Raw genomic sequence first — 19,198 nt, 5'->3', positions numbered from 1 at the left:
ATGGTCATCGCATCAGCTATGGTTGCTGGCCATCTGACTTGTACCTCGCGTTGCTGCCCTGAGGAACCATCCCTAGCGTTGCCGCCGCTGGTCGCGCAGTTCTAGATCGAAAGCGACTGGGGGTTGTTCCGGGAGCGTCTGTTGTGCCAGATGGTCGAGCCACTCGCGAGGGTTTTCGCAGGACGGCATCGCGTACTCGTCAAACAACGGGCCGAGCGGTTCCTTGAGTTCGGGCAAAAGCTGCGCGGTCATACTGGCCAGCAAGGAGAAGGTTGCCGTGCGATATCGAGCCACGAGGTCAACCGCCACCTCGGCGGAGGAGGGGTCTTCTGAGGCACGTGCCGTCATGCGTGCCTCGTAGACAGGGGTGAACATACCCTCGGTCCATACACGGCACCATCCCGCCAGCTCGCCGATCCGTGGGTCGCGGTAGTGCACGCCGTATCGCGCGAAGCTTGGGTCGTAGGCGCCATCGAGTAGGTCGGGATGTCTGCGCCGCAGACTGTCCGCGTAGCGGCTGTGGGCCAGGACCTCTAGCTCGGTGGCCATGTAGGCCACGTGTTGGAAGAGCGGTACTCCGGAGGGGACGACGTGGCGCTGGTCCAAGTAGTCAGTGACTGCGGCTAGTTGGGCTGCCGTGCCGCCCGTAACGGGCGCGGTCATCACGTCGCGGCGTGCGAGGAAGGCGAGGTTCTCAGCTAGTTCCTGCGGTGTGAGAAGGGGGTCGAAGGTGATGAAGCCGAATTCCATCGGTATGCCCAGTGAGCTACCGATACGCAGTGCGTCCTCGGTCTGGACGACGGTCTGTCCCTTCCCGTAGCGACGAAGCTGACTGGGACTGCCGGACTCCACGCCGACGAAGATCCGCCGCATGTGCTGCGCCTCTCTAGCGAGCAGCTGGGCGCGTGCGAGGTTCCACTCCCGCGATCGGCGCCGGTCAAAGATCTGCTCCAGGCGGGTGTAAATCTCGTACGACACCCCCAGTCGGCGACAGGCGGCGAGAATGGTCGCGGCCGGCAGTCGTTCCGTAGGAGGATCGATGAGCCCTTCTGTGCCGAAGAACTCTTCGTCCACTACCGACAGCACTGCCCCGAGGGGTGCCACACGTTCCAGGGTGGCCACCACGGTGGCGTCGTGTCCTCTCTCCCAGCCGTCCCCCCGGTGATCACGCGGGCAGAAGGTGCAGGCTCCGTACTGGCAGCCGAAGGAGGTCTCGAGCGCGATCTGCCCGCCGCGTGCAGCGATCTCCAGCACGAGGGAGTCGTCGGGATACACCAGCTCCGGCGGTTCCACGCGCTGGGGGACACTGGTCAGCGGTGCGGGTGCCTCGCCGGGCCGGATAAGGCCCTCGATGCCCGGCCATGCTGAGGGATTACGGAACTCCCGGCATAGCCGTTCCAGCGGGCGTTCGCCCAGGCTCGTGGCGACGAACGCCGCTCCGTCGCGGGCTGCGTCGAAGAGGGAGGCAGCCCGATTGGGGGAGAACGCCGCAAGGATGTTCCCCAGTGCCACCAGGCGGGGCTGGTGCTTGTTCACCAGCTGAGCCAGGTCTTCCAACATATGCCACTGGCCGAAGTTGACCGACACGCCAACGATGTCGAATTGCTCCCGGTCGAGCAGGTCTTCGACGTGTCGCAGGGGCTCGTCCACCATGTTGTAGTCGACGACGGTCACCCTCGCGCAGTGGGTGAAGCGCAGCCACTGGCTCAGCCGGGCGATGCCCAAGGGCAGGCGGGCGCCGCGATACCGCTCTGCGTCCCCGAGCCCGACCAGCAGCAAGCGAGGGACGTCGAGGCGGTCAGCCAATGATGTGCTGAGAGGCAGGCGCACCGAGTACCTGCCCGCCTCCTCCTGGGTGCGGACGGGGAGACCGTGGTCGCCGCGGAGGATTTCCTGCACAAGCGGCGGTTCGGGAAGGGAAGCTGGCTGGACGCCATGAATATGGACGCTCGCGCCATCAGTCCAGCAGGCGTAGGGGCGCAGTCCGTCACCACCCAGGTAGACCGGGCGGCTCACCAAGGCGTCCTGGAGAGCGGTCTGAACATCTTCCCACGGAGCGGTGCGCCGGGAGAACGGGGTCAGGATCTCCTGCACGATACTGTTCGACATGCAGACCTCTCAGCTGTACTGGGGAACGGCGCCGCGAAACATCCCGTGCGATGCTTCGAAATCCATGGCGTTGCGCCCGCAGCCCTTCCAGTACGGCTGGATTGGGAAAGCGTCGTGCAACTCCTGCAGGCCGGAGGCGACCTCCGCGAGGTGCCGGTAGGTGGGGCGGATACTCAAGCCCAGCGCCGAATGCCGGTCACTGTGGTACGCGTTGATGATGGGCGAGATGCCTTCGGCAGCCAGTTTTTGCGCTCCGGCGAGCGTGGACTTGGCCGGTTCGAGGCCGGCAATCAGGATCGAGTGGGCGCGGTAGGGGCCGACGACGTCCCGCAGGCGCTCCAGTGCGGTCAGGATGGACTTCTGCCCGTAGTCCGCGTGCTTGCCGGGTGCGATCGCGGCGAACCGCTCCGGATCCCACGCCTCGAGGTCGAAACCGGCGTGGACATTGGGAATCTCCCCCAGGGCGTCAATAATGTCCAGGTCCCGCGGGGGCATGGCCACGAGGTGCACAGACACCTGGTCGGTTAGGCCGGCCTCTACAAGCGCGTCCGAGGCCGCGTGGACCAGCTTGAGTTGATTACGGAAGCCACGGTCAAGGTCACGCTCGTTGCCGCCGACGATCATCACTTGGTTGATCGCCTTGCGGTCTCCAGCGATGACGGTGGCCACCGCGTTGCGTACTTCGTCGTAAGTCAGACGCCCGGCGAACTCTCCGTTCTCGCGGGCAGTTCCGTCCAGGGAACAGAACCGGCACCCTGTCCCTTCGGCGAAGAAGTAACACGCACGGGGTGAGAAGAAGGCCAGCGCGCTGCCGCCGTAGAGGTTGCTCACCCGTGCGATCTCGGCATCGGAGTGCAGGGTGCTCAGGTCGGTGACCAACTCGACGGGCTGGCCTTCGGGCAGCAGGTCTGAGACGACGACGGGGCCTGTCTCCTCCGACCAGGTCAGCTGCCAGCGCGTCTGGCCGTAGTCATTGACAGCTACGGTGACGGACCGCTCACCGCTCAGCCGAAGTTCCTGTGGTGGTGCAGGTGCGTCGGTGGGACCCCAGTTCGGGCTGTTGTAGAAGTTGCGGCGCCGGACGTAGCCGTCGGTGCCGCCGAACCACGTGATGAACTCCGGTGCGAGCGATATGCCGTTGGCCAGGAGTGCAAGCTTGATCCATGCGTTCTGGGACATCAGTGGAACCCTTCGATTGCTCGTGGCGGAAGGGGACTGCGCGCAGTCCAGGAATGCTGGTAATCGCGAGTGCATGACCGCAAAGGGACACGACACATCCGGCGGAAACCCTGATGTGATCAGACCGCTGGGGTTTCCTGGCAGGCAGGGCGGGAGGCGATCGTGTCTTTGAGGAAGGAGAGCTTGGAGTAGAACCCGGAATGACAGGTGACTCCGAGGGCGTCGAGCTCGCTGCGCACGGCCTTCTCCAGGCCGAGGAGTTCCGGCTCTATGGAGTCACGCGACAGGCCCTCATGCCGGCGTGAGTGGTGGTACTCGATCTCAACCTGTCGCAGCGTCTGCGGGTAGCCCTCGACAACGACCTCGTCCACCTCGATGCCGTAGAAGTGGCCGGTCTGCGTTGATTCGACGTTGACGTCGAAGCGTGTCCGCACCAAGTGGGGCAGGCGCCTAACCGTGAGCCGGGGAAAGGTCTCCTTCAAGTAGCCCTCAAAGTCCGTGCCTTCCGGCAGCGTGACGTCAAACTTGAAGACCTCCCTTCGCCGCAGGGCGTCATGGGCGAAGGTCTTGTGCTTGAGCAGGAAGGATCCCTCTGGTTTGGGTAGAAACGCGAAGTACCCAACCTCGTTTGCCGGCCCAGTGATCTCGAACGTGTCCTGGTGGTGCTGCCAGCGTTGAAATTCCGTGCCTACGTCTGGAATGAACCCCCGCAGGTCACCACGGGATACTACGGCGGCGAGGTGGCTGGCGAGGTCCCAGGGCGTCTGAAGCGACTCGACCGTGATCTTCGCCTCGACTTCTGTCTCCGGCTCGAAGTTGAAGTACTGATTCGCCTCGCCGGCGATCCGCTCGTTCCAAGGGCGAGCGAGCGCAAGTGCCTCTCGTGCCTTCTCCAGGACAGGGGTCTGTGCGGGCAGCGCCAGTGAACCCACCCGCGTGAAGACGAGGCCGATCTCTCGCATCCGCGTGCATGTCAGCACCTCGAGGTGCTGCTCGCTGGAGCTAGATGCGACGGCACGGAGGAGGAGCAGAGGTGCAACTCGACTGGTGCTACCCGCGTCCACACCTGCGGTCTGCGACAGCACTTTGGTGACCTCGGGGGCCTGGCCAAGTCCCTGCCACACATTCAGAGGTCCAGCCAGTTCAACGACTTCCCCGCCATGCTCGGGGGCAACGATCAGACGCGACGCAACGCAGTCCTCTCTCGCCAGGCGGGCGCTTGCGTAAACCGGGGCCAATTCGCCAGGTAACTCCGCAACGATGAGGGGAAGGGTCGAGGGGACGCGCGTAGAGAACTGGTGCTCGATGCTTCCGAGAACAAGATGACGGACTGTCGCGCCGTCACTGGCGGTGGAATCCGACACTCGGACATGACTGGACAAAAAAAAGACCCCCGAAGGCTCACCATTAAGCTTCTTGCAAACTTCGCGAGTGCCTGTTAAGGCGCGTCGGTGAGGAGCAATCGACTGCTCAGCACTCCACCAGACACTGCGTGCTTGGATGCGCTGCAAAGAAAGTAAAAAATAGCTTCAGATGGAGCGTACAACCAAGGCGATCATTGTCAATGAGATTGAGCCTATGCCATCGCCCGCTCCGGTCGACCGGCCTCCAGCTTCTAGGGAGGTGCACCTGACTCTCTCAAACGTTCGACTTCGGCATTGAAGCATGGTGCCGTAGCCGTCGCAAGGAGTTCTCCATCCGATCGCCCGCGGTTCATCGCTACTGTCGCGTCCGAGATATCGAATCAGGTCACGGGACCCAAGAAATGCTACAAAGTGTAATGTTCACCTATCTGGAGCTTTGGTGCACTGTACGGAAAAGACCGACAAAGCGATCAAGTTGTCGGCAACCGGGACAACGCCCTCGGTGTCCTGTGAGGAGGCAGGAGAACCTTGACGCGCACAGGGTCGGCTGGTTGGGTATTCGGTGGCGTGATGAATAGGAGCCCCCTGAGGGCTGAGTCCCTGTCGCCATCACACCGCACGCATACGACCCGCTTTGGAAATGCGCGGATCGGTCACATCGCAGCTTGCCAGACTGAATTCAGGGGGGGGAGCGTGCTGTACAGCCTCAGTCAGCTCCGCGACACAGATCCGCCGGCACCGGGCACCCTATACAAGCTCGTTCACGACTTCAGTTCGATTGTCAACAATCCTGAATTCCCGTGCATATTCTCTTCATCTCCTTTTGTGCGGCAGGAGATTTTCTTCGGCCTAGTTCAAGAAGAGGATATCGAATCCATAGTGCAGCTGCTGAAAGAATTGTGTTCCCGTTTCCGAGAAACTCCCGACGCCGTCGGCGTCCTATTTGTTCCACAGTCAGAACACGTCACCCTTGAGGATGACTTAAAACTGGCTCGCAACATCGTGCGATCCGCCATGCAGCAGAATGTCGCGGACGGAAACGCCGAGGGCCTACCGAGCCCGGGAGACCCGGATTGGAGGCTGTGGCTCGACCACACCGAGCTATTCATTAATTTCAGCTCGCCTCGACACCGAAGAAGGCGTAGCCGCAACGTGGGTCCGTGTTTCACGCTGGTGGTACAGGCGCGCTCTTCCTTCGATCATCCCTCCTTCAAGAGCTCGCGCGCACGGGGCGAAATCCGCCGACGGCTCGAGTCCTACGATAAAGTGGGTCCACATCCGAGTCTGGGTGACCACCATGACCCCGATAATCACGACGCGCTTCATTTCTTTCTCGGGGACGACGACCAGCCGCTGAATGTTTCAGGGGGTGGCAGTGACCGCTAATGAGAATGCCACGGCCGAACCCCAGATGAATCAGAGCGGGAAACGTTGGCAGCCGAGCTCGCTCACAATCATCACCACGACCTCCGTCCTGTCGAAGATCGCGTACTGGCAACTGGGTATCGTGGTTCCGCTTGCCGTACTGGACGAGACGGATTCGGTGGCGACGAGTCTCCTGGTCTTTGCGCTGCGTGGAGTCGCGTACGTCGCTGCGCCGTTCCTCGGAAGCCTTATTGACCGGTTTGACAAACGCACGATGTTCGTCGGTGCTCAGGTTGAGCAAGCCGTCTGCATGGTGCTTGCGGCTGCGTTCCTCTCCAGCCCGTGGGTACTTTCCGTCTTGCTTCTTGTCTCAGGGTTTGGCGGTGTCGTCTCCACTATCACCGGCCAATTCGTCTTGATTCCCCGCCTCATCGCCCCGGCGGAACGCTCCGTGGCGATCGCAAAGTTGACATCGGCAATCGAGTTCTCCAAGGTCGCAGGGCTTCTACTCGGTGGCGTCGCATTCTCTGCGATGAGCCCACGCGCTGCCACGGCAACTGTTGCCGTAATATACGGCGCTGCGGGCGTGGCGGCACTGCTCCTCCCGAAAATGCGACAGGATTCTACACATGCAAGTCCCAAGCGAAGCATGTCTGTAGGATTCTCCTGGTTGATCAGGCCTCAAATCCTTTGGCTTGTTGTGACGATGTCTGTGGCTAACCTCGCGTATGGGGCGCTTGAGACTGCCCTGGTGACACTATTCGCCTCTCAGGGGCTGGACACGTTCCTCGTATCCGTCCTTGTTGCCATCGGGCTCTTCGCTGGTGGTATTGGTAGTCGTGTCGGCCCTCACATACTGCCGCAACGGTCTGCCGAGCGGCGGATCATGTTCTTCCTCGCGCTGGCTTTGATCTCTCTGCTTATTACGGCTATCCCTCGCACGGTAACTGAGGTAATCGGCTTCATTGGCGTTTCCTTCTGTCTTGGTGGAAGCAATGTCGCTTCTATCACCTATCGCCAGGAGATGATTCCTCTTGAGGTGGCCGGCCGAGTCAATGCGGTGATCCGCATGTTCATCCTGGGAGCCGTTCCATTGTCCGGCGTGGTGTATGCCTGGGCGGATGGACTCGGCCGGGAGCTCTTCTGGATTCCGGGTATTGGCGCCGCATTTGTCTCTGTTGTTGTTTGGACGTGGTTTGCACGACGTGCTGGCGATTCGTCCAACCAGGTGAAGGCTGGGCCGACTGAGGTCAGCCTGTAGAAGGGTCGCTCAAGTGCGGTCATCAGCAGGTGGGTTGGGGAGATCCTTCCTTGCCCGTCCGTCGGGGGTCGGGCATCATGACTGTTGGTTCAGGCTCGAACGACCGGCCGATCTAGCGCAACGGACAGGTGTCGCGTGATTATTGCTCTCGAAGGCATTGATGGTGCAGGAAAGACCACGACAGCAGCTCTTGTGGCTCAACAGCTGACTGAGCATGGGCACTCGGTTGTCTCAACAAGCAAGCGCAACACCGCGGTTCGTGAACCTTTCGCACGAGAGCAGCTTCAGGCATTGGCTGAGCGTCTCTGGGGCGTTCCGCATGATGCCCGGCTCAACGCCGTGGGCAGTCTTCACTGGGTATTTCTAAATGCGTCCTACTTCGCAGCGACACACTACGCGTTGAGTGCCGAACTTGGCGTGCGGCGCATTGCCGTCATGGACAACTGGATCAATAAGCTGGTGGCGAGGATGGCCAGCAACGGCGAGTTCAAGCTCGACGAGTTGCTGCAGATGCTAGCACCTCTCCCTCAACCGGACCTGGTCGTCATGCTGGACGTATCGCCGGAGGCGGCAGCTGGTCGACGTGAGTTCTCTGATGCAGAGCGTGGCCTGCTGGCTAGTGCAGACAGCACCTTTGAGACGTTTCAGGCCATCGTCAGGGACAATCTACTGCTCATGGCCGACCACTATCACTGGGATGTCATCACTCCCGGCGAGGCCACTGCCGACGAGGTGGCCTCGGAGGTTGTGCGTCTGGTGGAGGGCCGGCTTCCTGACTAGGCCTTCCATGACAGCAACTACGCACACGAGAAAGGGATTATGGGTGTCATGATCGAAGCAATGGAAGTGGAGCCGGGGTGCCCCACGTACGAAGATATCTGCACCTTTTGCAACGAGGTTTCCGGTGTCGAGAGCCCCTTCTACGACCTGGGTGTGGCTAAGACCTCTGATGACTACGTGCTCCACAGCAGCGAGAACTTCGTCGTCATTCCATGCATCGGTGCGCTGACCGACTGGTATGTGCTGATTGTTCCTCGCCGGCACACGCTGTCCTCCGGCTGGCTGAGTGAACAGGAGCGCGCCGAACTGCGAACCGTGAGTCGTGAAGTCATGGAGCGCATGGCCCGGCGCACGGGACAGGACGTCGTGCTCTTCGAGCACGGCAGCTTCAACTTCCGCGATAAGGGCGGTTCCTGTCACGATCATTCTCACGTTCACGTCGTGGCCACGGAAAGGCCCGTCCAGGACTTCATCGCGACGGTCTCTGACAGTGTTGACCTGGAAACCTGTGACGATTGGATCGACGCCGCCGCCACCATGGTGCGTGAGTCCAGCCGGTCTTACCTCGCCCTGGATAGCGCCAACGGATCAATGATCGCCAAGGCCAACAACGCACCTTCGGCGTTCTTCCGTAAGGCTCTTGTGCGCTGGCTGGACGGGGAACCGGGGGAGCACGATTGGCTCGTTTACCCGCACACCCAACGACTGCGCAACATGATCGAGACGGGGTTGTAGATCCCCGACCGAAGAACACACGACGCCCCGACCGGCCGGCTGGCATCCACCAACTCAACGCAGGGAACAAGCTTCGTGATCATATGCCTGGAAGGCATCAACGGTTCGGGGAAGACGTCCCTGGCGCAAATCCTCATGGACAGCTGGCTAGCAGCCGGTGGCCGGACGGCGGTGAAGGCGGAACCGGTACAGAGCACTGCCTTCGGACGAGATGTGCGCACGGCCATCATGGAGACCGGGGATCTCAACCCTGAGGCGGAAGCCCTGGCCTTCGCGAGCGCACGTCTCCATGCCGCAGACGCGATCGACCCTGCCGCTGAGGACCTCGTCGTCCTCGAACGATGGGCTGGAGCCGTGGTGGCGTATGGGACTGTCGCTGGCACAGACTCGCTGCTTCTGAGCGCACTGGAGTCGGTCCTGTCAGCCTCTGTCGCCATCGACCGCACAGTCGTGGTGGACGTCCCAGGCTTAGTAGCTGCTGAGCGGCTTGCCACTCAGTCCGACACCAACCGCTTCGAAACTATGGGCGCCGACTACCTTGAGCAGGTGAGGCAGAGCTACCTCGACTGGGGACGAAATCACGAATGCGTCGTCGTTCCCGGCACGCTGCCGCACAACGACGCCCAGGCCTGGGCCACCGAGCTGGTCAGCTCGCTGCTGGCCAGCGCTCGGCAGCACATTGCGTCGATGACGCATCATGTCCGGGACACCACCTACGCAGGAAGCGAGCGACAACAATGACAGCGTCTTCGGCGTGGCGGCTCGGAGGTTCCTATCTGTGCCTAGGGGTCGGTTGGCGCAGCGGCGTACCGTGCCTTGATGTGGTTGAGGCGTCGGCCAATGCCCCCAGCCATGTCCCGCTGGTGGGTCAGTTTCTTGGCTTCCGCGTCCCCTCCCCGCTGCGCTACTGCACCGGCCGATACGCCTTCTCAGAGCAGACGGACACGGTACACGTGCCCTGCCCAACTCATGGGGCAGCCGACAAGGGTGGTCAGTGCGCACAGTGTGCTAGCCAGGATGACTTCCGATTCGCCCATCATTTCCATACCGGGGGCCACGCCCCGGACTCCCTCGTTCGCTATATGCAGCAGCCGCACTGGGTATACATCGCCACCTTCGCGGACGGGACCAGCAAGGTTGGCACAGCAGCCAACCAAAGGCAGAAGTCCCGTCTGGACGAACAGGGAGCCCTAGTAGCCACGTACGTCGCACGCACAGCCGACGGACGCATCGCGCGCAACGTGGAGGACGCGATCACCCGCGATTGCGCAGTGGCACAGACCAAGAGCAGGTCGGCAAAGCTGGCCGCTTTGGCTGCGCCTCTGCCGGCGCAGCAACTGCAAGAACGCCACAATGAGCTGCTTCGCTCCGTTGTGTCACTCGTCGAGCGTCTTGCGCGTACGTCAAGCGGGCTGAGTGGCCTGCGTACGGCATGGGAACCGCCAGACGAGACGCGGGCCATCGTGACCGCGCCGCCAGGCGGGTGGCCTGTCTACGAGCACGATGTCCTGTCGGGCGAGCACGGACTGTATGTCGAGGGATGCTGTGGTCAGACTGCTCTTGTTCGGACGGAGGAGTCAGAGGCCCCCCTGCGTTACCTGGTAGACCTCGGAAAACTCAAGGGTATGCGCCTCGTTGCAGGCGAATTCTCCTCCCCAGGCTCCGCAGTGCAGAGCGCGCTGTTCTAACCGACCGCGTGTCCTTCCCTGGCTGAGACGGGGCCAGTTCTGACAACACGCGCCGACCTCCGCCCAGCAACTACTCAGAGGTTGAGCGGGCACGAGCAAGTGGGACAAGCATCGCGGGGGGCGAGGTCATGTTTGCGAGCGGTGGAGACGAACAACGAGCATATGAGCAGCCGCCGATGGACACATGCCAGCTCGACGACCGCAGGCGAATCGACAACCCGCTGCAACGTGCGGAGTTCGGACCCGGTCTGCCTACCCGGCGAGCGTACCGAAGAGCGGTACTGCGAGCGCGAAAGTGGATTTCGGGGCGGCGAACCCGGCGACGGTGGCCGCAGAGGTGTGCCCGAGCCCTGTGCCAGCCGACGCTTCAAGTTCCTCGGCTCCGACGCGATGCCCGGAGCCCTCAGCGGATTACTCACGCAGACCTGCTGGGTGATCCGACGCAGCAGCCCGGCATCGGACGGTCTGGCCTTGGGCGGCACCTTGACCAGACCCCGAGCACGCCCAGGGCACACGAAGATCTGAGCGGTCAACTGCCTGCCTGGGGGCAGCTGCCAGGCCCCGCCACATTTCTGTATCGCTGCCGGAGCCGTCCCGCCCACCGTGCTTGCGGAACGGCGATCCCATTTGCATCGTCCCGCGAGGAGAAGTCGTGACGCCAGAGGTCCTGCTCATTGGTTATCACCCGCACACTGCGCTAAGCAGGCGAGGACGTCTTCTGGTACCCATCAAGGAAGCCACCGTCCACCTCGTTACTAGCCCATATGGGCTCACCAACTTTGTGTCGCACCAGTTCCCACGCACCGCGATATGCGATGTGCGTGATCCTGCTCAGTTGAGGACGGCGTGTGAATGGGCCCTGCGGCGCTACCCAATTACTAGGGTGCTGGCCCTTCACGAGAATGTGGTGTTGCTCGCGGCAGAGCTGCGTTCTCAGTATGGGCTCGTCGGTATGGATGTGGAAACCGCGACACTCTTCCGCGACAAGACGTCGATGAAGGAACGCGTACGCAGCGTCCATGCAGCCCCGGTCCCAGAGTTCTCGAACCTCGACAGCTATGAGGTTTTGGACAAGATTGACTGGAATTCCGGTAGGAAAGTCATCAAAAGCCGTCTGGGGCTCGGGGCGAATGGAGTACAGGTCGTTGATACGCTTGACGCCGCGCGTAAGGCATGCTCGGGCCTAGATCTGCAGAACGACCACTACGAGATCGAAGACTTCATCGATGGTGACATCTATCACTGTGACGCGGTCATGCAGGACGGAAAGGTGCGATTCGAAAGCGTGGGGCGGTATCTTGCCAATCCGGCTGCTTACGAAGAGGGGGGATTTTTCGGCACAGCCTTGGTAACCGAAGGGCAGTTGCGAGAACGCATCGTCTCACTCAACGAGGAAGTCCTGAAGGCGCTGGGCATGCGGGACGGTGTGACCCACCTCGAGCTCTTCCATACCCCAGACGACACGCTGGTGTTCTGTGAGGTCGCCGGGAGGCCCGCCGGCGGGGGTATCCCCGCGGTCATCGAAGCTCAGCACGGTATCAATATTGCTGAAATATCCCTACGTCTTCAGGCAGGTCTGAAAGTGGAACTCCCGCCTCGTGATCCGGGAGGGAATGAGAGGGTCTGCGGCTTTGCTGCCTTCTATCCAGGACGGCACGACGGGCCTGGCGTCGATGCGAGCTTCTTCGACACATACGGGGTAGTGGAGCATTCCCACCACTCGGGAGCAGGCGACGGCAAGGGCGGAGTACGTCATTCCACCGATTTCCGAGACGTATACATCATGAGCGCATCCGACACGCAGACGCTGGAAGACAACGTCTCCCGCCTGCGGCGGCAATACCAGGGAACTACACCAGATCGTCGTGAGGAAGGGGACTGATTCATGACGCGGCGTCAACTGGTCCGGTCCTTCCGTGACATCGCAGACCTCCGCCTGGTGGATCAGCCGGTGGTGACACTGTTCAGTGGCGGACTGGACAGCACGTATCTGCTCCACCGGCTCAGACACAGCGGCGCCCGCAACATCCATGCCGTAAGTGTGGACCTTGGTGGAGAGGAGGCCTGGCCCGAGGTCGCGTCCATCGCCGACCGACTGGGCGTCGCCTGGCATCTAATTGATGCACGCTCAGATTTTGTGGAATCCTTCGTCCGTCCCGCGATTGCGGCTCAGGCTGTGTATCTCGACACCCACCCCATCAGCTCGTCGCTGAGCCGCCCCCTGATTGCACAAGTAGTCCTTGATGTCGCCCGGGAAGTTGATGCCGCCGCGGTACTGCATACGGCGAATCGCTCTCAGAACACTTTGCGTCGGCTCAACGGAGCGTTTCATTACCTGGGATTCGAGGGGCAGTACGGAAGTCCCTATGACCTCACCCCTGTAGATCGGGATCAGAAGATAAAGGAGCTATCAGTAGTAGGACTGGATGAGATGAGCCGCAGAATCGTCAGCGGCGATAATAATCTCTGGTGCCGTGAATTTGAGTCTGGCATAATCGACAACCCGGAACACCATGTAGTCCCGACCTCACTCTACCGCTGGACCCGGGCCGACGAGCCCTCTGGGCCTCGGATGCTCGACATCGGTTTCAAGGCCGGAGTTCCCGTTTCGGTCAACGGCGTCGATCTGCCCCTGTCGGGGGTTATCGCCACCCTCAATACCGACGTAGGACGCTACGGTATCGGTCGGTACAGCGGCTTGGAACACCTTGCCGATGATGTCAAGGTGCTCGAAGTGCGAGAAATGCCAGCTGCAGCGATCCTCTTGCGCTCCTATCGCCATATCGAGTCGGCCGTGACGGGGGCCGAGGAGATGCGCGAAAAGATGCACCTTGAACAATTGTGGGTGCGCGAGGCCCTCGAAGGGCGCTGGTTCGGAGCCCTGCGCCACGCATGTCAGTCCTTTATCGACGTATTCGCGTCGAAAGTGACTGGATCTGTACGATGGAACCTTTCTTACGGTAGGGCGGAAACTGTCTCTATTACCGCCGATAACCCGCTCTACGTCCAGAATCGCGAGGCCTGGGAACGCACTTCCATAGAGAGCGAAGGATGACGCAGAAGAATGTTTCTCGAAATTGAGAGATCGTAGATGAAATCTACTCAGTCAAGATGGCTATCCGCGACTAACCGTCTTGTGCGCCTTTCTTAGAATTCCCCGGAGAAGCAGTCGGCTCGAAGTCACGGCGAAGGCTTGCCGTCTGCGAGGGCTTACTTATCTTGTGATGCGGTGCAGGCAATTGGGTCTGCGCCGTCTTGGAGCAGACCCAATTGCAAGGAGTTAGAACCTTGACACTCAATGACCTGAATCGGGTGATCCAGGCCGAGCGAACCAGCCCCGTGAGTTCCTATACCGAGTGGGATCCCTTGGAGGAGGTCATCGTTGGCATCGTCGATGGGGCCAGTTTTCCCACTTGGCACATGTCCCTACCACCGGTCCTGCCATTGAATCAGCATGAGACCTTCCGTCAGCAGGCGGGTCGCCCGTTCCCACCCCACCTCGTAGAGGCGGCGCGCATGGAACTCGACGAGTTCGTCCGGATCCTGGAGGGCGAGGGCGTAACAGTACGCCGCCCCGAGCCGATCCCGCACAACCAGACGTACAGCACACTCAACTGGACTAGCACCGGCCTATACGCGGCCATGCCACGTGATGCTCTGCTGGTGGTCGGCAATGAGATCATTGAGTGCCCAATGGCCTGGCGGTCGCGCTACTACGAGTCTCTGGCCTACAGGCCACTACTTAAAGAATACTTTCGCGCGGGTGCCAGGTGGAGTGCCGGCCCCAAGCCTGAGCTCACGGACCAGCAGTTCGATCTGGATTGGGCCGACCCAGGTGAGGACGGCCCGACGCGTCTAGTCGTAACCGAGTTCGAGCCGACGTTCGATGCCGCGGACTTCACTCGCCTGGGGCGAGACATCATCGCCCAGCGCAGCAACGTCACCAACGACTTCGGTATCGAGTGGCTGCAGCGGCATCTGGGGGACCAGTTCAACATCCATGTCCTGGAGTTCAACGATCCGCACCCCATGCACATCGACGCCACTCTGGTGCCGCTGGCCCCAGGGAAACTGCTCATCCACCCTGAGCGAGTGACAGAGGTGCCGGAGCTGTTCAAGCGTTGGGACGTACTGCGTGCCCCCGCCCCCGTCATACCCGACTCTCACCCGCTCTACATGACCAGCAAATGGCTCAACATGAACATCCTCATGCTGGATGAGGAGCGTGTCATCGTCGAGCGCCAGGACGAGCCCATGATCAAGGCCCTGAGGAACTTCGGCTTCACGCCGATCCCTTGCAACTTCCGGCACTTCAACAGTTTCGGCGGCTCCTTCCACTGTGCCACGCTCGACGTCCGCCGCCGTGGCTCCCTCCAGTCCTACCTGTGACCTAGAAGTAGCTAATGAGGGTCACATCCCGCGAGGTGGTGTAAATGATCACGCGCTTCGCCCTCCGGTAGCTGGCTCGCGCCATCCTTCTGAGTGCTCAGTGGGCGTGGACCGAGTCCGTGAGGATGCGTTCGATGACGGTCTGGATGTCCTTCTCCGCGGCAGTCTGCCTTCAGATCCACCAACGGGCTCCGTCCCCCATCAGGGCACGCACGTTCGGTGGCCAGGCCTGGTTGGCCGGTCTCGCCAGGACCAGGTATTCGGCCTGTCTGCGACCGCCGACAGGCCGAAGGGCCCCGACAACGGGCGTGATCCGCACGGCTGGCAGACCAGCCTGCCGTCGCAGGTAACGCACCGCGGCCCGACGGTAAGGCTCGCCCGCCCGCACAGGTGCGTCCGGCACTGACCAGCACTCGGTGCCTTGGTGCCCGGCGAGCACCAGCAGGAAGCAGCGAGCAGCCGGATCGATGACGACAGGCCGGACGGCGATGGCGGGGGTGCAGACGATGCAGCCCAAACTCATGCTGTTCGACGAGCCGACCTCAACCCGCGACCGCGAACTCGTGGGCCAGGTCGTCACCGTCATGGAAGACCTTGCCGCCACTGGCATGGCCATAATCGTCGTCATCGACGAAATGGACTTCGCCCGCGCGGCCGCCGACGAAGTCGTCTTCATGTCCGAGGACGCATCGTCGAACAAGCAGACAAGCGCGCCGTATTCGTCGAGCGGCTGGCCGCCTTGACCCACTCGCCACCCACGGCATCGCGTGCATCCGAAGGGTCCTGACCGCCAGCATCTTCCTGTGTCCGGCCCGGAGCTGCACCTGGTTCGAGCGCAAGTTCACCGGCTCCTTGTGAGAGTCCAGTGCACGTCGCCTGAGTGCGCGCAGATCTGCCACCTCTCCAGAACGCCGCTGTCCGCCAAACGGTCCATAACGCGGGCGAGTTCGTGCTCGGGCATGCCGCAGTCACGTAGGACACGGTCGCTTTCGCGCAGCCCGTCTCCTGAGGACGGATCGCTGTGGGCGATGAGGGAGGTGCCGAGGAGCTGCATCCCTGGCTCTGCCACCCCGATCCGTGCCGGGCACCCAGTGCGCAGCGCCCAGTCGGCGGCGCGTCTTCGGTCAGGACGGGCGGGTGGCTGGGCGAGCAGTGCGGTATCGAGCAGTTGCGCGGCAGTTCCGGCCGCTCCGGGCGCGTCATCGAGACCCAGCCACCGCGCCTGCTCCAGCTCGCGGCAGGCTTGTGATGCGCCGACGCGAAGGCTGTGCGGCACGCCTGCAGGGAGGGTGACCCTCATCTGTGCGTTCATGCGCAGCGCGCACTGCAGGGCGAGGAGCCTCGCTTCAGCGGACACTTCCGAGGGCAGGGCCGCGGCAAGGTATCTGAGGATTTCGCCCACGCGCACGCGCTCGCCCGGCCCTCTCGTGAGCCGGGGGCGGCGCGGCCGTGTGGAAGTCGGGTGGAGGGAGCCGACAAGAACGGTGTCGGGGACGACGGCGGCCTGGTCGGTTGCGGCGGCGCACGCGCCGCAGGCGTCGACGAGGCGCCATACCCGGCCACCGCGTTCGCGGGTCAGGAGCAGGCGGATGGGTCCGTCGCACCCGCGGTGGCGGCGGTGCCAACGGCAGCCGCGCTCATGGCAGTGGCACGTCCGCAGATGGGGTGCTCGCAGGTCACCGCGGGCGTGCCGGGCGAGGTGGGCCAGCGCGGCCGAACGGGCGGAGGCCGCGGTGACCGGCCTGCCGGCCAGGGGGCACTGTTGGCATGTCAGGACCAATCGGCCCGCCTGGGACCGCAGCTCCACCGTCCAGGCGCGCGGCGCCGCAGGACACGCTGTGCGCAGTCGCATGGACAAGCGCCCCTCCTTCCCGATCCCGCACCGGCCCCTCCTCACCTGTGGCGGGCGGCGGCCACCGTAGTGCAGACCCCTGCCCTCCCGCCGCCGGGTCCATCAGGAGAAATAGGGCAGAGATCTGCACTGACAGGGCAGGGGTCTGCACCGTCGGATGGTCGGGTGACGATCTTGCCGCCCGACCCGGACCTCGACGCGCTACGGCTGGAGCTGGCGCGGCTGCGGGCCGCCCGCGGGTGGAGCTACGACGAGCTCGCGGCCCGCAGCGGCCTGGCCAGGCGCACTGTGATCGAGATCGAGCAGGGGCGCACCGTCGGCACGCTCAAGACGTGGCACGCCCTCGCCCATGCCTTTGACACGCCGTTCGACGAGCTCTTCGCGACCCTCTGCCGCGGCCATGAGCCGCCCGGGGACACCGACGGCTGATCAGAGGTCGGGGGGCTGGTGCGAATCACCCGAACCGGCAGTGCCACATCGAACGCGCGATCAGCCGTTCGCACTGCTGTCGCCCCGCGTTGGTCTGCCCGGGGGATCCGGCGGGCCGGGTGCTGTCGGCGCGGCATGTTGGCTGGCAGCTTCGCCCGCATGTGCTCTTCGCCTCATCCTTCTGCGCGCCGCTGGGACGGTAGCCGCATGAGCGCCCCACCCCGCAGGTCCCTGCGGGTCGACCCGGAGGGCGTCAGTCGGCTGCTGCGCTGCGGCCAGACCGCGTCCTGCCGCGAATGCGGCAATCCGATCGAGTGGTACGTGCGCAGCAACGAGCGCCGGGTGCGACTGCATCCGCACGAGATGCCCACCAGCCGGGTGCCGGAGTCCTGCCGCTGGCACGTCAGCTCCGGTGTCGCTCATCCCTCGGGCGACGGAAGCAGCTGGTGCCGCCTGCCGCACGCCGTACTGTGTCCCGCGCGTCCGGCGCCGCCGGACGCGCTCCAGCTCTCGGGGCTGCGGCGCTCTCTTGCCCTGCGCACGCGCAGGCTGCTGGATGCCGGGGTCTTCGCCCCCTCCGCGGCCTCGCCGCCGAACGGCCCGCGACCGGGCGAGGAGGTCTGCCGCCCGGCCAGGCCCGTGGTGCAACTGCTGTACCTGCGCTACCTGGCGTCCTGCCCCATCGACGAGATCCAGTGCGTCACCCAGACCCGGCGCCGCGTGCGCTGCAGCGCCAAGGTGCTCGGCCCCGCTCTGCGTGGCGTGTGGAATCTGGTGCCCGTGAGCGTGCACCGCGGTCAACTGGCACTGCCGTCGGACGTCATGGCCGTCTACAGCCTGTCCGCGCTGCCATATCAGGAGCAGTTGCGCTGGCGCAGTCAGCGGTGTCTTCAGCATGACGCCACCCCTACGGCCGGTGATCTCGCCGTGGCGGACTGGGAGCCCTTCGACCCGCTCCGCCACCACGAACACATCCACACGCGCCTGCCCGCTCACCGGCGCCGTCCCGGTCCCGGCAGTCCCGCACCGCGGCAGACCCACTCGTGACGATGCGCCAGTACGCTGTCGAGATCTCCTTGACCAGACCCGCTACCGCCCGGGAGCTCGACCGAGCCCGTCGCAGGATGTTGTTCGCGGCGAACGCCGACCGCACCCGGCTGATGACGGTGCACAGCGGCACGAGTCCGGGCCGCACCCTGCACCGGCTGCGGCGCCGGCTGGACGACGTTCTGCCGATCGACGTGCTGACCACGCACTACCCAGATCGCGACGGCCGCGTCCTGCTCAATGTCGACCTCCCCCAGGACGTCGCCGCCGCGATCCGCCGGGAGGCGGCCGCCAGCGGCCGGCGACCTCGGGACGTCCTGGGCGAGCGGATCACGACCGGTCTCGCGCGCGAGCGACGCGAAGGGCGTCACCGCCTTGAGTCGCAGTTGCACGGTCTGCTCGCCCAGCACACTCCGCAAGACGTGCTGGCCTGCGCGGCCGCGCTCCTTTCGAGGACGCCGGACTGCGTCAGCCCGCCCAGCCCACGTCGATCACCTCGATGCCGCCGAGGAACGCGGTGAACGACACCCACGAGCGGGGCCCGAACACCACCGCCGCATGCCACCCGCCGGGCTGGGGCCACGCGCGCGGCCGCACCAGCGCCGCGGCAATCGTCTCCATGACCTCCTGCCGTCCCTCCGGCGGCAGTTCATCCAGCGCATCCTCCGCCCGGATGGCCGGATCAACCTCGTACGGCACAACGCACCCCCGTGCTCGTGATCAGCGAAGCCCACACCGTACGGGCCTGCGGCCGGTCACGCACCGGCCTGTGGATAACTTGCGGCGCCCGGCTTCGGGCACCGGCCCCGCGCGGCAGCTTGGCCCGCGGCCACGAGCGACTGTCCTGCGCCGCACCCAGTGTGTCCTGGCGGTGCCGGTGGGTCGGCGGTGGGGACGGGCAGCCAGCTCGGGCGCTATGGCATGCCGTCGTCGAGCCTTCCCGGGTCGGTGCCGCCCGCGAAAACCAGTCGGTGTTGTCAGTGTGACCATCCATTCTGGA

General features: G+C 63.5%; 18 protein-coding genes. 13 read left to right on the top strand and 5 right to left on the bottom strand.

The features are described from left to right. Nucleotides 1-72 precede the first annotated feature (72 nt). The 3 genes from ACIQJT_RS35135 to ACIQJT_RS35125 all read right to left on the bottom strand — a co-directional run bounded on the left by ACIQJT_RS35135 (nucleotide 73) and on the right by ACIQJT_RS35125 (nucleotide 4,373). Nucleotides 73-2,109 carry a B12-binding domain-containing radical SAM protein gene (locus ACIQJT_RS35135; RefSeq protein WP_402649807.1) on the bottom strand — a complete coding sequence of 679 codons (2,037 nt, stop codon included), beginning with the start codon at nucleotides 2,107-2,109 and terminating at the stop codon, nucleotides 73-75. A gap of 9 nt (nucleotides 2,110-2,118) precedes the next feature. Next, nucleotides 2,119-3,288 (bottom strand): radical SAM protein, encoded by a 1,170-nt coding sequence (locus ACIQJT_RS35130; protein WP_402649806.1) that lies wholly within the window; start codon nucleotides 3,286-3,288, stop codon nucleotides 2,119-2,121. 119 nt (nucleotides 3,289-3,407) lie between these two features. Next, a complete protein-coding gene (locus ACIQJT_RS35125; protein ID WP_402649805.1) occupies nucleotides 3,408-4,373 on the bottom strand; it encodes a hypothetical protein in 966 nt (321 codons plus the stop codon). A gap of 972 nt (nucleotides 4,374-5,345) precedes the next feature. Between ACIQJT_RS35125 and ACIQJT_RS35120 the strand changes: the two genes are divergently transcribed. The 10 genes from ACIQJT_RS35120 (at nucleotide 5,346) to ACIQJT_RS35075 (ending at nucleotide 15,613) form a co-directional block, all read left to right on the top strand. Beyond that, nucleotides 5,346-6,038, top strand: a complete 693-nt coding sequence (locus ACIQJT_RS35120; protein WP_402649804.1) for a YqcI/YcgG family protein — start codon at nucleotides 5,346-5,348, stop codon at nucleotides 6,036-6,038. Then, complete coding sequence (locus tag ACIQJT_RS35115; RefSeq protein ID WP_402649803.1) at nucleotides 6,022-7,278, top strand: MFS transporter; 1,257 nt, start codon at nucleotides 6,022-6,024, stop codon at nucleotides 7,276-7,278. The genes ACIQJT_RS35120 and ACIQJT_RS35115 overlap by 17 nt, the downstream gene beginning before the upstream one ends. Nucleotides 7,279-7,413: 135 nt before the next feature. Then, a complete protein-coding gene (locus tag ACIQJT_RS35110; RefSeq protein WP_402649802.1) occupies nucleotides 7,414-8,058 on the top strand; it encodes a dTMP kinase in 645 nt (214 codons plus the stop codon). Between the two features lie 48 nt (nucleotides 8,059-8,106). Continuing rightward, nucleotides 8,107-8,793 carry an HIT domain-containing protein gene (locus ACIQJT_RS35105; RefSeq protein WP_402649801.1) on the top strand — a complete coding sequence of 229 codons (687 nt, stop codon included), beginning with the start codon at nucleotides 8,107-8,109 and terminating at the stop codon, nucleotides 8,791-8,793. Nucleotides 8,794-8,868: 75 nt separating this feature from the next. Further along, nucleotides 8,869-9,534: a dTMP kinase gene (locus tag ACIQJT_RS35100; protein WP_402649800.1), complete on the top strand. Its 666-nt coding sequence runs from the start codon at nucleotides 8,869-8,871 to the stop codon at nucleotides 9,532-9,534. Further along, entirely contained in the window at nucleotides 9,531-10,481 is a 951-nt protein-coding gene (locus ACIQJT_RS35095; protein WP_402649799.1) for a DUF2797 domain-containing protein, read from the top strand. The genes ACIQJT_RS35100 and ACIQJT_RS35095 overlap by 4 nt, the downstream gene beginning before the upstream one ends. 883 nt (nucleotides 10,482-11,364) lie before the next feature. Next, complete coding sequence (locus tag ACIQJT_RS35090; RefSeq protein WP_402649798.1) at nucleotides 11,365-12,363, top strand: acetyl-CoA carboxylase biotin carboxylase subunit family protein; 999 nt, start codon at nucleotides 11,365-11,367, stop codon at nucleotides 12,361-12,363. Nucleotides 12,364-12,366: 3 nt separating this feature from the next. Beyond that, nucleotides 12,367-13,536 carry an argininosuccinate synthase-related protein gene (locus tag ACIQJT_RS35085; protein WP_402649797.1) on the top strand — a complete coding sequence of 390 codons (1,170 nt, stop codon included), beginning with the start codon at nucleotides 12,367-12,369 and terminating at the stop codon, nucleotides 13,534-13,536. A 233-nt stretch (nucleotides 13,537-13,769) separates the two neighbouring features. Next, on the top strand, nucleotides 13,770-14,870 hold the full coding sequence (locus ACIQJT_RS35080) for an amidinotransferase (RefSeq protein WP_402649796.1): 1,101 nt from the start codon (nucleotides 13,770-13,772) through the stop codon (nucleotides 14,868-14,870). A gap of 467 nt (nucleotides 14,871-15,337) precedes the next feature. After that, on the top strand, nucleotides 15,338-15,613 hold the full coding sequence (locus ACIQJT_RS35075; protein ID WP_402649795.1) for a hypothetical protein: 276 nt from the start codon (nucleotides 15,338-15,340) through the stop codon (nucleotides 15,611-15,613). A 98-nt stretch (nucleotides 15,614-15,711) separates the two neighbouring features. Here the strand turns inward: ACIQJT_RS35075 and ACIQJT_RS35070 are convergent, their stop codons facing one another. Next, a complete protein-coding gene (locus ACIQJT_RS35070) occupies nucleotides 15,712-16,272 on the bottom strand; it encodes a hypothetical protein (protein WP_402649794.1) in 561 nt (186 codons plus the stop codon). Between the two features lie 615 nt (nucleotides 16,273-16,887). Between ACIQJT_RS35070 and ACIQJT_RS35065 the strand changes: the two genes are divergently transcribed. From ACIQJT_RS35065 to ACIQJT_RS35055, 3 genes are all read left to right on the top strand, one after another. Next, on the top strand, nucleotides 16,888-17,151 hold the full coding sequence (locus ACIQJT_RS35065; protein ID WP_402649793.1) for a helix-turn-helix transcriptional regulator: 264 nt from the start codon (nucleotides 16,888-16,890) through the stop codon (nucleotides 17,149-17,151). Between the two features lie 207 nt (nucleotides 17,152-17,358). Further along, a complete protein-coding gene (locus ACIQJT_RS35060; RefSeq protein ID WP_402649792.1) occupies nucleotides 17,359-18,198 on the top strand; it encodes a DUF6083 domain-containing protein in 840 nt (279 codons plus the stop codon). A 29-nt stretch (nucleotides 18,199-18,227) separates the two neighbouring features. Beyond that, complete coding sequence (locus ACIQJT_RS35055) at nucleotides 18,228-18,719, top strand: hypothetical protein (protein WP_402649791.1); 492 nt, start codon at nucleotides 18,228-18,230, stop codon at nucleotides 18,717-18,719. On the opposite strand, the gene ACIQJT_RS35050 is transcribed toward ACIQJT_RS35055, so the two are convergent. Next, nucleotides 18,667-18,897 carry a hypothetical protein gene (locus tag ACIQJT_RS35050; protein ID WP_402649790.1) on the bottom strand — a complete coding sequence of 77 codons (231 nt, stop codon included), beginning with the start codon at nucleotides 18,895-18,897 and terminating at the stop codon, nucleotides 18,667-18,669. The genes ACIQJT_RS35055 and ACIQJT_RS35050 overlap by 53 nt on opposite strands. Nucleotides 18,898-19,198 lie beyond the last annotated feature (301 nt).

Origin of the sequence: Streptomyces sp. NPDC091972 (assembly GCF_044756385.1) — a bacterium.
Taxonomy (GTDB): domain Bacteria; phylum Actinomycetota; class Actinomycetes; order Streptomycetales; family Streptomycetaceae; genus Streptomyces.
The sequence above is the reverse complement of the archived record's forward strand: the minus strand, read 5'-3'. Positions and strand labels throughout refer to the sequence as shown.

Bases quoted from the DNA above. Each gene is read 5' to 3' on its own strand.
- ACIQJT_RS35105 (WP_402649801.1), top strand. From the start codon at position 8,107: ATGATCGAAGCAATGGAAGTGGAGCCGGGGTGCCCCACGTACGAAGAT.
- ACIQJT_RS35075 (WP_402649795.1), top strand. From the start codon at position 15,338: ATGACGACAGGCCGGACGGCGATGGCGGGGGTGCAGACGATGCAGCCC.
- ACIQJT_RS35135 (WP_402649807.1), bottom strand. From the start codon at position 2,109: ATGTCGAACAGTATCGTGCAGGAGATCCTGACCCCGTTCTCCCGGCGC.
- ACIQJT_RS35095 (WP_402649799.1), top strand. From the start codon at position 9,531: ATGACAGCGTCTTCGGCGTGGCGGCTCGGAGGTTCCTATCTGTGCCTA.
- ACIQJT_RS35060 (WP_402649792.1), top strand. From the start codon at position 17,359: ATGAGCGCCCCACCCCGCAGGTCCCTGCGGGTCGACCCGGAGGGCGTC.
- ACIQJT_RS35130 (WP_402649806.1), bottom strand. From the start codon at position 3,288: ATGTCCCAGAACGCATGGATCAAGCTTGCACTCCTGGCCAACGGCATA.
- ACIQJT_RS35085 (WP_402649797.1), top strand. From the start codon at position 12,367: ATGACGCGGCGTCAACTGGTCCGGTCCTTCCGTGACATCGCAGACCTC.